This is a genomic window from Micromonospora sp. NPDC049051, assembly GCF_043197575.1.
Lineage (GTDB): Bacteria > Actinomycetota > Actinomycetes > Mycobacteriales > Micromonosporaceae > Micromonospora.
Map to the genome: position 1 here is coordinate 36186 of NZ_JBICTL010000013.1, position 14798 is coordinate 50983.

At 72.4% G+C, this 14798-nt stretch carries 7 protein-coding genes and 1 pseudogene; 3 read left to right on the forward strand and 5 right to left on the reverse strand.

Translation table 11 applies throughout. The features are described 5' to 3' along the window. Positions 1-4: 4 nt before the first annotated feature. The 4 genes and pseudogenes from ACGFIR_RS30495 to ACGFIR_RS30510 all read right to left on the reverse strand — a co-directional run. Positions 5-5197 (reverse strand): annotated as a pseudogene (locus tag ACGFIR_RS30495) (type I polyketide synthase); the annotation flags it as partial. Between the two features lie 190 nt (positions 5198-5387). Further along, the gene (locus ACGFIR_RS30500; RefSeq protein ID WP_393008473.1) at positions 5388-6956 is read right to left on the reverse strand and encodes a fatty acid--CoA ligase; all 1569 of its coding nucleotides are present in this window, start codon (positions 6954-6956) and stop codon (positions 5388-5390) included. A gap of 36 nt (positions 6957-6992) precedes the next feature. Then, positions 6993-7565 carry an FcoT family thioesterase gene (locus tag ACGFIR_RS30505; protein WP_393008472.1) on the reverse strand — a complete coding sequence of 191 codons (573 nt, stop codon included), beginning with the start codon at positions 7563-7565 and terminating at the stop codon, positions 6993-6995. Positions 7566-7620: 55 nt separating this feature from the next. Then, positions 7621-8649 carry a BTAD domain-containing putative transcriptional regulator gene (locus ACGFIR_RS30510; protein ID WP_393008470.1) on the reverse strand — a complete coding sequence of 343 codons (1029 nt, stop codon included), beginning with the start codon at positions 8647-8649 and terminating at the stop codon, positions 7621-7623. Between the two features lie 293 nt (positions 8650-8942). On the opposite strand from ACGFIR_RS30510, the gene ACGFIR_RS30515 reads away from it, so the two are divergent. The 3 genes from ACGFIR_RS30515 to ACGFIR_RS30525 all read left to right on the forward strand — a co-directional run bounded on the left by ACGFIR_RS30515 (position 8943) and on the right by ACGFIR_RS30525 (position 13499). Then, a complete protein-coding gene (locus ACGFIR_RS30515; protein ID WP_393148772.1) occupies positions 8943-11249 on the forward strand; it encodes a TOMM precursor leader peptide-binding protein in 2307 nt (768 codons plus the stop codon). Positions 11250-11295: 46 nt separating this feature from the next. Further along, on the forward strand, positions 11296-12765 hold the full coding sequence (locus ACGFIR_RS30520; protein ID WP_393008466.1) for a SagB family peptide dehydrogenase: 1470 nt from the start codon (positions 11296-11298) through the stop codon (positions 12763-12765). Between the two features lie 128 nt (positions 12766-12893). Beyond that, positions 12894-13499, forward strand: a complete 606-nt coding sequence (locus ACGFIR_RS30525; protein ID WP_393008464.1) for a DNA-binding response regulator — start codon at positions 12894-12896, stop codon at positions 13497-13499. Here ACGFIR_RS30525 and ACGFIR_RS30530 read toward each other — a convergent pair. Then, entirely contained in the window at positions 13395-14594 is a 1200-nt protein-coding gene (locus ACGFIR_RS30530; RefSeq protein ID WP_393008462.1) for a sensor histidine kinase, read from the reverse strand. The genes ACGFIR_RS30525 and ACGFIR_RS30530 overlap by 105 nt on opposite strands. Positions 14595-14798: the final 204 nt, after the last annotated feature.

The following is a 14798-nucleotide window of genomic DNA, read 5'->3' on the forward strand; positions in this document are numbered from 1 at the left end:
GTGGTCAGCTCCCCGCTTCCGTCGTCGCTCCACCGAGGTCGGCGAGCGCCATGCTGATCAGTGCGTCGGCGTCCATGTCGTCGATGGATCCGCTGGGCTCGTCGGCCGGCTCGTCGACGGCGACCCGTACGCCGCCGAGTTCGAGCAGGCTGTCCATCAGGCCGGCGTCGCGTAGCCGGCCGAGGGGGATGGCGAGCAGGATGCGGCGTACCTCGTCCTCCGGCAGCCCGCCGCCGGTGCCCGTCTCGGGGACGAGCCGCTCGTACAGCAGCTCGGCGACCGCGCGGGTGTTCGGCCGGTCGAAGGTCAGGGTGGCGGGCAGCCGCAGGCCGGTCGCGGCGTTGAGCTGGTTGCGCAGCTCCAGCGCGGCGAGGGAGTCGAAGCCCAGCTCGGTGAAGGCGCGACCGGGGTCGACGGCGTCGGGGTCACGGTGCCCGAGCACCGCCGCGACGTTGGTGCGGACCAGGTCCAGCAGCAGGTCGGCGCATTCCGGCCCGGACCTGCCGGCCAGTCGCGCGGCGAGGTCGTCGCCGGTGGCCGACGCCCGCCGGGGCCGGGGGCGGACCAGGCCGCGGTAGAGCGCGCCGTCGACCACGCCGAGATCGAGCCCGATGGGTACGAGGAGCGGCGCGGCGCAGGTCAGCGCCGCGTCGAGGAGCCGCAGGCCCTCGTCGACCGGCAGGGCGCGGATGCCCGCCTGGGCCAGCCGCTGCCGCTCCGCGGCGGTGAGCTCGCCCGCCATGCCGCCGTCCCACATGCCCCAGGCCAGGGACTGCCCGGTCAGGCCGGCCGCGCGGCGGCGCACCACCAGCGCGTCCAGGAACGTGTTCGCCGCGGAGTACGCCGCCTGGCCCGCGTTGCCGAAGACGCCCGCCGCCGAGGAGAACACCACGAACGCCGACAGCTCCCTACCGGCCGTCGCCTCGTGCAGGTGCCAGGCGGCGTCCACCTTCGGCGCCAGTACGCGGTCCACGCGTTCCGGCGACAGCGAGGCCAGCAGGCCGTCGTCCAGTACGCCGGCGACGTGCACGACCGCCGACAGGTCACGGCCGGCGACCAGGGCCGCCACCGCGTCCCGGTCCGCGAGGTCGCAGGCCGCCCACCGCACCGACGCGCCCGAGGCGGTCAGCTCCGCCGCCAGCTCCTCGGCGCCCGGCGCGCCCGCGCCCCGGCGGGACACCAGCAGCAGGTCGCGTACGCCGTGGGCCGTCACCAGGTGCCGGGACACCACCGCGCCCAGGGCGCCGGAGGCGCCGGAGACCAGCACCGTCCCGGTGCCGAAGTCCGTGGTGACCGGGTCGGCGGTGGCTGCCCGGGCCAGCCGGGCGGCGTACGCGACGCCGTCGCGGACCACGAGCTGGGGTTCGTCGTCGGCCAGCAGCACGTCGCCGTCGACCAGTACGACCCGGTCGGGCTGTTCGGCCTGCACCGAGCGGACGAAGCCCCACACGGCCGCGCCCGCGAGGTCGGTGACGTCCTCGCCGGGCAGGGCCACCGCGCCCCGGGTCCGTACGACGATGCGGGGGCCGGCGGGTTCGGCCAGCCACGACCCGAGTTCGTCGAGTACGCGGTGCAGCACGGCGCGGACGCGGGCAGGGGTGTCCGCCGGGCCGGGCGGGAAGGCGGTCGTGTCGAGCACCCGGACGTCCCCGTCCCGTCCTCCGGCGGCCGGCACCGGGGTCCAGGTCAGCTCGTACAGCGAGTCGTGGTGGGCCGGCCGGACGTCGAGCGCGCCGACCGGGCGGGTCTCCAGCCTGCCCACCGACACCACGGGCGCGCCCGTGCCGTCGGTGGCGGTGATCGCCCAGCCGGAGTCGACGGGGGCGATTCGGACCCGCAGGGCGGTGGCGTTCGTGGCGTGCAGCACCACCTGCTGCCACGAGAACGGCAGCACGGTGTCGCCCGTACCGGTCGGGTCGGCCAGCAGCGGGGCGTGCAGCGCCGCGTCCAGCAGGGCGGGGTGCAGCGCGTACCGCTCGTCCGGCTCGGGGAGCGTGACCTCGGCGAACAGCTCGTCGCCGCGTACCCACACCGCCGTGACGCCACGGAACACCCGCCCGTACTCGTAACCCGAGTCGGCGAGCCGGTCGTAGGCGCCGGTCAGGTCGACCGGAGTGGCCCGGGCGGGCGGCCAGTCGGCCTCGGCGTGCGGCGCGGTGACCGGGTCGGCGGTGACCAGTCCGGTGGCGTGCGCCGTCCAGGTCTCGGTGCGCTCGCCGCGCGAGTGGATCTCGACGGTACGGCGGCCCTGGTCGTCCGGTTCGCCCACGCGCAGCCGCAACTGCACCGCGCCGTCGGCGGGCAGGACGAGCGGGGCGACCATGGTCAGCTCCTCCACCACCGGGCAGCCGACCGCGTCCGCGGCGTGGATCGCGAGTTCGACGAGCGCCGCGCCGGGGACGAGCACGGCCCCTCCGACGACGTGGTCGGCGAGCCACGGGTGGGTGCCGGTCGACAGCCGGCCGGTGTAGACGACGCCGTCGAGGTCGGGCAGCGCGACGGCCGCCCCGAGCAGGGGGTGCTCGGTGTCGGCGAGGCCGAGTCGACTCGCCGCCCCCGTCGCGGTCGTGTTCTCCGCCCAGTACCGCTGGCGTTCGAAGGGGTACGTCGGCAGATCGGTGCTCTGGGCGCCGGTGAAGAAGGTGGGCCAGTCGACGGGGATGCCGTTGGTGTGCAGGGCGGCGACGGCGGTGGTGAGGGTGTGGGTTTCTGGTTTGTTGCGGTGGGTGGTGGCGATGGCGGTGGTGGTGTCGCCGGTGGCGGCGGTGGTGAGGACGGTGTCGGGGCCGATTTCGAGCAGGGTGGTGACGTGGTGGTTGGTGGTGAGGGTGGTGACGGCGTCGTGGAAGCGGACGGCGTGGCGGACCTGGTCGACCCAGTGGTCGGGGGTGGGTTGTAGTGGTTGTCCGTCGAGGGTGGAGATGACGGGGGTGCGGGGCTGGTGGTGGGTGATGGATTCGGCGACGGCCCGGTAGGTGTCGAGCATCGGGTCCATCAGGTGGGAGTGGAAGGCGTGGGAGACGGTGAGGCGTTTGGTGCGGTGGCCGGCGGCGGCGAGTTTCTCGGCGGCGGCGAGGGTGGGGGTTTCGTCGCCGGAGATGACGAGGTCGCTGCTGGTGTTGATGGCGGCGATGTGGACGTGGTCGTTGAGGTAAGGACGGACTTGGTCTTCGGTGGCGTGGATGGCGATCATGGCGCCGCTGGTGGGGAGGGTTTGCATGAGGTGGGCGCGGGTGGTGACGAGGGTGGCGGCGTCGGTGAGGGTGAGGATGCCGGCGAGGTGGGCGGCGGTGAGTTCGCCGATGGAGTGTCCGGCGACGAGGTCGGGGCGGATGTTCCACGATTCGAGGAGTCGGTGCAGGGCGACTTCGAAGGCGAACAGGGCGGGTTGGGTGTAGCCGGTCTGGTGTAGCTCGTCGGTGTCGATGACCTGCCGTAGCGGCTTGTCGAGGTGCACGTCCAGAGCGGCGCAGGCTTCGTCGTAGGCGGCGGCGAACACCGGATACGCGGCCGCGAGTTCGGCACCCATACCCAGCCGTTGGGCGCCCTGCCCGGTGTAGAGGAACGCCAGGCGCCCGCCGCTGCCCGCCCGGGTTGGCCGCACCCCGGCCTCCAGCGCGCGTACCAGCTCCCCGGTGTCGCGGCCCACCACCGCGGCGCGATGCTCGAACGCGGTACGCCCGACGGCCAGCGTCAACCCGACGGCCAGGGCGAACCCGGCGTCGCCGGGGCCGCGACCCGCCACCGCCCTGGCCAGGCGCGCGGCCTGGGCCCGTACCGCCTCCGGGGTGCGTCCGGAGAGGACCCACGGAATCACCGGAGGTCGGGCGGGCTCGACGGGCTCGACGGGCTCGACGGGCTCGGCCGGCTCGGGTTCCTCCAGCACGACGTGCGCGTTGGTGCCGCTGATGCCGAACGACGACACGGCGGCGCGGCGCGGCCGTTCGCCTGCCGGCCACGCGACCGGCTCGGTCAGCAGCGACACCGCGCCCGCCGACCAGTCGACCTTTCCGGACGGCTCGTCGACGTGCAGGGTGCGCGGCAGCAGCCCGTGCCGCAACGCGCCCACCATCTTGATCAGGCCCGCGACGCCGGCCGCGGCCTGGGTGTGGCCGATGTTCGACTTGATCGAGCCCAGCCACAGCGGCTGGTCCCGGTCCCGCCCGTACGTGGCCAGGATCGCCTGCGCCTCGATGGGGTCGCCCAGCGTGGTACCGGTGCCGTGCGCCTCGACCACGTCGACCTGGCTCGCCGACAGCCGGGCGTTGGCCAGCGCGGCCCGGATCACCCGCTGCTGCGCCGGCCCGTTCGGGGCGGTCAACCCGTTGGACGCGCCGTCGGAGTTCACGGCCGTGCCGCGGACCACCGCCAGCACCCGGTGACCGTTGCGGCGGGCGTCCGACAGGCGCTCCACCACGAGCACACCGACACCCTCGGACCAGCCGGTCCCGTCGGCGGCGGCGGCGAAGGACTTGCACCGCCCGTCCGGCGACAGTCCCCGCTGCCGGGAGAACTCGATGAACGTCTCCGGCGTCGCCATCACCGTCACGCCGCCGGCCAGCGCCAGCGTGCACTCGCCGTTGCGCAGCGCCTGCACGGCCAGGTGCAGTGCGACCAACGACGACGAGCACGCCGTGTCGACGGTGACCGCCGGCCCCTCCAGCCCGAGGGTGTACGCCACCCGACCCGAGGCGATCGAGCCCGTGGCGCTGCTGCCCACGTAGTCGTGGTACATCATCCCGGCGAAGACGCCCGTGTCGCTGCCGCGCAGGACCGTCGGGTCGATGCCCGCGTTCTCCAACGCCTCCCACGAGGTCTCCAGCAGCAGCCGCTGCTGCGGGTCCGTCGTCAGCGCCTCGCGCGGGCTGATCCCGAAGAACTCGGCGTCGAAGTCCGCGGCGTCCAACAGGAAGCCACCCTCCCGGGTGTACGACCGACCGGGTACGCCCGGGGTCGGGTCGTACAGCTCCCCCACGTTCCAGCCCCGGTCCGTGGGGAAGTCGCCGATCCCGTCACGCCCGGCGGCGACCAGGTCCCACAGCTCCTCCGGCGTACGCACGCCGCCCGGATACCGGCACGCCATGCCGACGATCGCGATGGGCTCGTGTGCGGCCTCCTCCGCGTCACGCAGCTTCCGCCGCGTCTCGCGCAGCTCCGCTGTCGTCCGCCTGAGGTAGTCGAGCAGCTTTTCCTCGTTGTCGGGCATCGACGTCACTCCAAGAGCTGACCGGGTGGGGGAATCGGGTGCTAGAGCGGGGTGCTGCCGTCCGCGCCGCGCCGCCGGACGGGGCCGGCGGCGGGCGGTCGGACGGGACGGGCGCGCCGCCGTGGCGGCCGGTACAGCGGGGCGGAGGGCTCGCGCTCGCTGGTCGCCCCGGTCATCGCGATCAGCTCACCCTGCGCTCGTGGCCCTGCCAGAATCGCTCGCGCAGCTCGCGGCGCAGGATCTTGCCGCTCGGGTTACGGGGCACCCGGTCGATGAACTCGTAGTGCAGGGGCTGCTTGAACGCGGCGAGCTTGCCGCGCAGGTGCAGGGCCAGGTCGCGTTCGGTGAGCTGCTGGCCCTCCACCGGCACCACGAACGCGTGCACGGCCTCGCCCCAGCGCTCGTCCGGCACGCCCACGACGGCCGACTCGGCGACCAGCGGGTGGCGGCCGATGACGTGCTCGACCTCCGCGGGGTAGACGTTCTCCCCCGCCACGATGATCATGTCCTTGATCCGGTCCCGGATGAACAGGTAGCCGTCCTCGTCGAGCACGCCGGCGTCACCGGTGACGACCCAGCCGTCGACCAGCGTCTTCGCCGTGGCCTCCGGCAGGTTCCAGTACTCCACCATCGCCGCCGGGGTACGCAGCCAGACCTCGCCGACCTCGCCGGGCGGCAGCGGGTTGCCCTGTTCGTCGGCGATCTTGACCTGGAAGCCCGGGTACGGGCGCCCGGCCGCCTGCATCCTGCCGCTGTCCGGCGTGTGGTCGCCCGGGGGCAGGCAGATGGCCGTGTTGCCGGTCTCGGTCAGCCCGTAGATCTGGGCGAACTCGCAGCCGAAGCCCTCGACACAGCGGGCGAGCAGCGCCGCCGAGATGGGCGCGCCACCGTAGACCACCTTGCGCAGCGAGGTGAAGTCGTCCCGCGAGACACCGGGCTCCGCCAGCAGCAGCCGCAGCATCGCGGGCACCAGGCAGGCGGTGGTGACGCGCAGCGTCCTGATCAGCTCGACCGCGCCCGCCGTGGTGAACTCGCGCATCACGACGTTCGTCACGCCCGAGACGAAGCCCTGCGTGGCCCACCAGAGGCCGCCGATGTGGAAACCGGCCATGCCCACGAGGCTGACGTCGCCCGCGCGCCAGTCGATCCAGTCGAGCTCGGCCGAGGCGAGCGCCTGGCGTACCGCGAAGAAGCTGCGGTGCGCGAGGACGACGCCCTTGGGCAGCCCCGTCGTGCCGCTGGTGTACATCTGCACCAGCGGCGTGTCGGCGGTGACCCTGGCCAGCACGTTCGCGTCCGGCTGCGCCGACGTCCAGGCGGTGAAGCCCGCCCCGGCGGCACCCGGCTCGTCGAGCGCGACCACCCGCGTCAGCGCCGGCAGTTCCGCCGCCAGCTTCTCGGCCGTGGTGGCGGAGTCGGAGTCGACGAACAGCAGGGCGGCGCCGGAGTCGCGCAGGATGTGCTCGACCTCGCCGGCGGCCAGCCGCCAGTTGATCGGCACCAGCACCACGCCGGTCTTGGCGGCCCCGAAGAGCAGCTCGTAGAAGTGCTCGGACTCCTTGCCCAGGTAGGCGATGCGGTCGCCGGGGCGCAGGCCCGCCGCCTGGAGGGCACGCGCGGCCTGGTTGCTGACGCGGTGCAGGGCGGCGTAGTCGACGCGCCGGCCCTCGCAGACCATGGCCACGACGTCCGGCTGCTGGACTGCGTGCCTGCGCACCACGTCGACGAGGGTGCGCAACTGAACAGTCACCGGCTCCTCCTCAGGGGACGTACGGGTGGGGGCGGCTCACGCCGCGTCGGCCTGGAAGCGCATACCGGGCGGGTTGATCAGTGCCATCCGCACCTCGCCCTCGGCCACACCGCCCTGGTGGTCCCAGAAGCGCCAGGGCATGTCGATGATCTGCACCGGCTTGCTGCGGTTGCGCTCACTGAACTCGGCGAAGGCCACCTCGCCGCGGAACGACGACGAGTCGATCGGCCGGCGGAACTTGCTGGTGAAGTTCGCGATGAGCATGTCCGGCAGCTGCTTGGCCCAGTAGTCGTCCATCGTCCACGCGCCCAGCGCGGGAACCGCCCGGTCCTGGACGCACTTGGCGATCAGGTAGTACATGAGCTGGTTGAAGCAGATGTTCACCTCGACCGAGTTGAGGTGCCCGGTGTCGTCGATGTAGCACGGGTACGGGATGGCGAACTCGCCCTCCGCGCTCGCCAGCCCGTTCGCGACGGTGACCGTCGCCGACTTCAGGTACTGGGTCTTCGGCCTCGCGTACGGGCGCAGCACGTCCGAAAGCAGTCCCGGGTCGTTGGCAAATGTCGCACGCCCGATCGACGTGCCGTTTCTCACCGGCGATGTGGTCATTGCTATTCCTCCTTTGCGCACGAGTGCGAAATTGAAGGTAATCGCGGCCTGTCCATCACCCGGTAACAGCGGAAGAACTCAGTCGACGCCCCTGACGGGCCCGACCGACGAGCCGGTCCAGCAGCATGTCGGAGGTGAGCGACAGGTCGGCGAGAAGCGGATCGGTCGACAGCAAGGCCAGGTGCAGCGCCTGGATCCGGTCCGAGGGCTCGATGCCGAGTTCGCCCCGCATCCGTCGGCGGAACCGCAGGTAGACCTCCAGCGCGGCCGGCGTACGGCCGGACCGGTGCAGCGCGAGCATCAGCATCGTGTGCGCCGACTCGTGCAGCGGGTGCTCCACCACCAGCGACGCGAGTTCGGAGGTCGCCTCCCGGTGCCGGCCCAGGCACAGGTCGGCGTCGATCCGGGTGGTGTACGCGTAGAACCGCCGCTCCTCCAGCCGGGCGGCCTGGGCGCGCAGCTGCGGGCCCCACTGGCCCTGGTGCACGACGTTGCCGCGCCACAGCGCCAGCGCCCGGCGCAGGTGCGCGTCCGCCTGCTCGTAGTCGCCCGCGTGCATCGCCGCCGTGCCCGCCGTGACCAGGTCGTCGAACTCGACGATGTCGAGCTGTTTCGGGTCCACCCGCAGCGTGTAGCCGCCGGAGCAGGTGAGCAGCACGTCGCGCGCGATGTCCTCGACGGACCCCCCGGCCACGTCGCGGAAGAGCTTGCGCACCTTGAACATGTACGTCTGGAGGGTGGCGTGGGCGGTACGGGGTGCCCCCGAACTCCACAGCTCCCGTACGAGCACCGACGCGCCCACCGGCTGGTTCGCGTTGAACAGCAACGCGGACAGCACCAGCCGCAGCTTCGGTGCGCTCGGCGCGATGTCGACCCCGTCGTGCCGGATGACGAGCGGGCCGAGCAACTCGAAGCGCACTCCGGCGAGCGGGTTCCCCGCCGGTCGCGCCGACGGCACGGCGGGCGGTGGCTCGGGGCGTCGGACTTCGGTCACGGGGTCGGCGGCCGACTCCAGCAACGCGGCGAGGAGTGTCAGTTTCTCCTCGTGCGACATCGATCCCAGTTCCGCAAACTTGGTAATCATTTCGCCGACCTCGCTATCAGTCGGATCCACCGCACATTCCACCCGCCGACGAGTGGTGTCGGCGTACTGGTTCCGTGACGAGAGCGACGATTCCGACCAGGGGGAGTCAGGACAGGCTTCCACGCTATTCCAAGCCGGGGTCGAGCCGATAGTGACCGCGTCATGGGCGGGCGTGACCAAACGAGGGGGCAGCATGTGACGGCGGCACTTGCCCAGGGCGTGCGCTGGCGGGAGGCTGGCTGGAGGCACGCTGGAATGTCACTGGAGCGGCACTGGTCGAGCAGGGAGCAGCCATGTCGGGTGGGGATGCCCAACTGCGCGTCGGGTTCAAGCGGCACCTGCGGGCCCACGTGGTGCCCGGCGACGCGGTCTACCTGCTGTCCGAACGCGACGCCACCTCGGTCAGCGGGGCGCACGTCGAGGCCCTGGCCCCGTTGCTCGACGGCACCCGGGGCCTCGCGGAACTCGTCCGGGACAGCCCTGCCGGGATGTCGTCCGCCGAGATCGGCGCGGTCGTCCGGCGGCTCGTCGACGCCGGTCTGGTCACGCTGCGGCCCCCGCCGGAGGCGGCGGCCGACGAGCCCGCGCTCGCGTACTGGGAGTCGGCGGGGCTGGAGCCCACCGCCGCCGTACGGGCCACCGCCGGCGCCCGGGTCGACCTCGTCTCCCTCGGTGGCACTCCGGCCGATGCCGGGGCGGCGCGGGACGCGCTGCGGGCGGCCGGGTTGACGGTGACGCCGATTTCCGGGAACTTTTCGCGTTCGTCCGCCGACTTATCGATTGTGCTCTGTACGGACTACCTCGACGAGGGGCTGGCCGCCGTCGACGCCGCGCATCGCGCGGCACGCCGGCCCTGGCTGCTCGCGAAGCCGGGCGGCGCACAGGTGTGGGTGGGTCCGGTGTTCGACCCCTCCGCCGCGACGGGATGCTGGCACTGCCTGGCGCATCGGCTGCGCGGCCACCGCCAGGCCGAGACGCGGCTGCGCGCCGTCGTCGGCTCCGACACCCGGATCGGCACTCCGCCGGTGACGCTGCCCCCGCTCGGCGCCGCCGCCCTGCACCTGGTGGCGCTGGAGGCCGTCAAGTGGACGGCCGGGCTCCGGCACGAGGGGCAGCGCGCGGTGTGGACGTTGGACAGCGTCAGCCTGCGCGGCGTGCACCACGAGGTACGCGTACGGCCGCAGTGCCCGGAGTGCGGCGACCCCGGCATCGAACGGGACCGGGCGTTCCGGCCCGTGCCGCTGCGCAGCCGGCCGAAGGCGTCCCGCTCGGGCGGCAGCCACCGCGCTCTGCCGCCCGAGCGGGTGCTGCACGACTACGGGCACCTGGTGAGCCCGGTCAGCGGCGTGGTCAAGGAGATCGCCCGCGACGGGCGGGGTCCGGCCTTCTTCAACTCGTACCGCTCCGGCCCGAACCTCGCGCTGACCACGCGCCGCAACGCGGAGCAGATGCGCTTCGCGCTGCGTGCCGAGAACGGCGGCAAGGGCGTGAGCCCCCTGCACGCCGAGGTGAGCGCGCTGTGCGAGGCCGTCGAGCGGCACAGCGCCTACTTCCACGGCGACGAGGCCCGGGTCACCGGCAGCTACACCGAGCTGGCGGACACCGCCATCCACCCCGACGACTGCCTGCTCTTCGACGAACGGCAGTACGCCGACCGGGCCCGCTGGAACGCCACCTGCTCGCCGTTCCAGTACGTGTGCGCGCCGTTCGACGAGCGGGCCGTGACGAGCTGGACCCCGGTGTGGTCGCTCACCGGGCAGCGGCACCGCCTGCTGCCCACCTCGATGCTCTACTTCAACGTGCCGGAGCAGCACGGCGGCCTGACGCTGTGCGCGGACTCGAACGGCAACGCCGCGGGCAGCAGCCTGGAGGACGCGCTGTTGCAGGGCCTGCTGGAGCTGGTGGAGCGCGACGCGGTGGCCCTGTGGTGGTACAACCGCACGCAGGCCCCCGCGGTGGATCTCGACAGCTTCCGCGACCGCTGGATCGACGAGCTGCGGGAGGTCTACGCGGGCCTGCACCGCGAGGTCTGGGTCCTGGACGTGACGTCCGACGTCGGCATCCCCACGATGGCGGCGCTGTCGCGGCGCACCGACAAACGGTGCGAGGACATCATGTTCGGCTTCGGCGCCCACCCGGATCCACGGGCGGCGCTGGTCCGGGCGTTGACGGAGATGAACCAGTTGATGCCGACCGTGGCGGAGGTCGGTGGCGACGACGACGGCGGGTATGGCTGGTCCGATCCCGACGCCGTACGGTGGTGGCGTACCGCCACCTGGGCCGGCGACGCCTACCTGCGTCCCGACCCGACGGTGCCGGCACGCAGGCTGGTCGACTACCGCCACACCCCGGCGGACGACCTGCTCGACGACGTCCGCTCGGTGCAGCACCGGCTGGAGGCGCTCGGGCTCGACGTGCTCGTGCTCGACCAGACCCGCCCGGACGTCGGGCTCCCCGTGGTGAAGGCCATCGTGCCGGGGATGCGCGGCTTCTGGGCCCGGTTCGCGCCGGGCCGGTTGTTCGACGTCCCGGTGCGGCTGGGCCGGCTCGACCGCCCCACGGAGTACGAGAACCTCAATCCGATACCACTTTTCGTGTAGAGAGGGCGTATCCGGCGTCACCCGCCGCGCCCGTCGAGGAGCCAGGTTGCCATCCGACGCCGACACGTCCCGCCCCGGACCGAGCCTGTCGCTGTGGTCCTTCCGGGACGACGTGACCATCGAGACGGCTGAGGACGGCAGTCTGACGATCCTCACCCGCTGGGGTGACGTTCCGGTGGGCCGGCCCGCGCCCTCGGTCGAGGAGGTCCTGCACCGCATGACCTACGGGCCGGTCGCGCTCGGCAACGTCGCCGGGTTGGACGGGCGCGCACTCCGGACGGTCTTCGACCGGCTGCCCGGCCGGATCGTCCGCTCGCTCGGCTCGCGGGACTCGCCGGTGCCGCTGCTCTCCGTCCAGCCGGTGTCCCCGCTGGGGATGCTCGAGCTGCCGGAGGTCGCCGAGGACCAGGTCGTCAAGCTGTCCCGGTTCGCGTTCGCGCACCAGCGGGACGGCGAGCTGGTGCTCGAGTCCCCGCTGTCGCACCACCGGGTGGTGCTGCACCGGCCGCAGGCCGCGCTGGTTCTCGGCGCGCTCCCCCGCGCGACGACCATCGTGGAGGTGAGCCGGAGGGCCGGCCTGGCGCTGCCGGAGGTGGCCGACATCGTCGCCTACCTGGTCGCTGCCGGCATGGTCGTCGCCGGTGCGGATGACACGTCGCGGTTCCACGAGGACACCGACCCCACACTGCGGATGTGGTCGCCGTACGACCTGTTGTTCCACTCGCGCAGCAGGCTCGGCACGCACGACGACCCCGCCGGCGCCACGTTCCGCCACGTGGCGGCCCTGCCACCACCGGTCGCCGCCAAGCCGGCGCCCGCCGGGCCACGGATCCCGATGTACCGGCCACCCGTCACCGTCCCGCACGGGATGACCCTCACCGAGGCTGTCGACCGGCGCCGGTCGACCCGCGCCTTCGCGGAGGCGGCACCGTCGACCCGGGAACTCGGGGAGCTGCTGTTCCACGCCGCGCGGGTCCGGATGCAGACGGTGGCCACGGCCCCGGACAACGTGCGGTACACGGTGACGCGACGGCCGTACCCCAGTGCGGGTTCGCTGTACGAGTTGGAGCTGTACCTGACGGTGGACCGCTGCGCCGACCTCGGGCGCGGGATCTACCACTACAGCCCGGTCGAGCACGCGCTGACCCTCGTCAACGCCAGCCCGGCCGACGTCGACGAGCTGCTCGACAACGCGCGGGTCTCCGTCGGCGGCCGACGACCTCCGCCGGTGCTGATCACCATGACGGCTCGGACGGGCCGACTGTCCTGGGTGTACGACAGCATCTCCTACGCCACCACCCTGAAGCACGTCGGCATGCTCCAGCAGACGCTCTCTCTCGTCGCCACGATGCTCGGGCTCGCCACCTGCGCCCTCACCATGGGTGACGCGCGGGTTTCCGCCTCGGCGTTCGGACTCGACTGGCCGGCCGAGGTCGGCGTCGGCGAATTCGCCATCGGACTACCCGAAAACGACATTTCCTGTAACGAGGAGTACCTGGGCGTACACGGAATGTAAATAGACCGGGCACCTTCGGAAAATGGCACCGCCGCACTGCGCGTGCGGGCGCGAAAAGGGCATTCATGATGCGTGCGGGCGCGTGATAGAACGGGGTTAATTGCGCCGGCCCGACAGGGGATGCCAAGTTGATCAAGGTGTTGTTGGCCGAGGACATGCACATGGTCCGGGATGCGCTGGTCGCGTTGCTCAACCTGGAGCCGGACATCGAGGTCGTCGCCGCGGTCGCCTCGGGCACGGAGATCCTGCCCATGGCGCAGCGGTTCCGGCCCGACGTCGCCGTCATCGACATCGACCTGCCGGGCAAGGACGGGCTCTCCGCGATCGCGGACATCCAGGCCCACCTGCCGGAGATCCGCACCCTCGTCCTGACCGCGCTCGGCCGGCCCGGCACCCTCCGCCGGGCGCTGTCGGCGAAGGCGACCGGCTTCCTGCTGAAGGACGCCCCGACCGAGCAGCTGGTCGACGCCATCCGCAGCGTCGCCGCCGGGCGCCGGGTCGTCGACAGTCAGCTCGCGATGGCCGCCTGGGACAGCGCGGAGTGCCCGCTCACGGCACGCGAGACCGAGGTGCTCCGCCTCACGGCGGAGGGACTCCAGGCGGTCGACATCGCAGCGCGGATGTTCCTCTCAGTCGGTACCGTCCGCAACTACCTGACCACGATCGTCAACAAGCTGTCCGCCCGGAACCGCGTCGACGCCATCCGGGTCGCCCGGGAGGCCGGCTGGCTGTGACCGGGACGCCCCGTGGCGCTCCAGCCGCAGGGGCACCTTGGCACAGAGGCGGAACAGGTCCGGCTGCTGCTCGACCGAGAGCGAGCCGCCGATCTCCTGGGCGCGTACGGACAGGTTGCGCAGCCCGTTGCGACCGCTGCCCGGGTCCCTGGGCGCCCCGACGGCCAGGTCGTCGTTGACGATCTCGATCCAGGCGTCGTCCTGCGTCTGGCGGATGGTGATGTCGCAGCGCTTGGCCTTGCTGTGCCGCAGGATGTTGGTCACCCCCTCCCGCAGCACCGTGGCGAGCACGGTGCTCACCTGCACCGGCAGGTCGAGGTGGTCGCTGTCCAGCCGCACCTGGATGTCGGCGGCGGAGAGCACGGACACGGCGGAGCGGCACTCCTCCTCCAGCGACAGTTCGCGGTAGCCGCTGGCCACGGTGCGCGCGTCGGAGAGGGCGACCCGCGATATCTCCAGGATCTCCAGCAGTTGGTCGCTCGCCTCCTGCGGCGACTTCTCCATGAGCCGGTGCACGAGTTCGATCTTGAGCGAGATCGCGGACAGGCTGTAGCCGAGCAGGTCGTGCAGGTCGCGGGCGAACCGCAGCCGCTCCCGCAGCACCGCCATGCGGGCGATCTCCGCCCGGCTCTCCTGCACCTCGACGACGAGGGCGGTCAACCGGGACAGCCCGTAGACCACGAGGCCCGTCGTGACGGTGGAGATCGCGGTGTAGAGCATGTCGATCGGCGCCTGGGTGAAGATCCACTGCGCGACGGCCATGGAGGCGACGACGACGCTGAAGGCCACCCACGCCGTGATCGGGCGCAGGACGAGCAGGACGCTGCCGGCCAGGAAGCCCGGCATGCCGACCCATGCCTGGCCGAAGGCGAGGATCGGCAGGTAGACCAGCGCCGCCTGGGTGACGAGGACGCCGTAGCCCAGCGGCGTACGCAGTCGTCCGTTGTCCCGGCCGTACCACAGCAACTGCATCGTCATCAGGATGGCGATGCACGTGAACGACAGCGCGATGGCGATCGGCCCGACCGGCAGGAGCATGACGTGGAGAAAGCCGATGAGGCTGATGCTCGCGAAGACGGCGGTGACGACGCCCATCGCGAGACGCGGTGGCGGCAGCGGCGCGACTTCGTCTCGCGATGACGAGCGCCCTGGTGTGACGGAGAGGTTCACGGCAGCAGCGCTCTCGTGCGCTCTAGCGCAGCCGGCCTACGCCCAGCGGCAAACCCGCCCCGCACCCGCTCCGGCCGGTCCCCCGCCGACCGCGATGCCCGGTGACGGGCGTCGGTCCAACAGCCACGG

Bases quoted from the DNA above. Each gene is read 5' to 3' on its own strand.
- ACGFIR_RS30510 (WP_393008470.1), bottom strand. From the start codon at position 8,649: ATGATTACCAAGTTTGCGGAACTGGGATCGATGTCGCACGAGGAGAAA.
- ACGFIR_RS30515 (WP_393148772.1), top strand. From the start codon at position 8,943: ATGTCGGGTGGGGATGCCCAACTGCGCGTCGGGTTCAAGCGGCACCTG.
- ACGFIR_RS30505 (WP_393008472.1), bottom strand. From the start codon at position 7,565: ATGACCACATCGCCGGTGAGAAACGGCACGTCGATCGGGCGTGCGACA.
- ACGFIR_RS30530 (WP_393008462.1), bottom strand. From the start codon at position 14,594: ATGGGCGTCGTCACCGCCGTCTTCGCGAGCATCAGCCTCATCGGCTTT.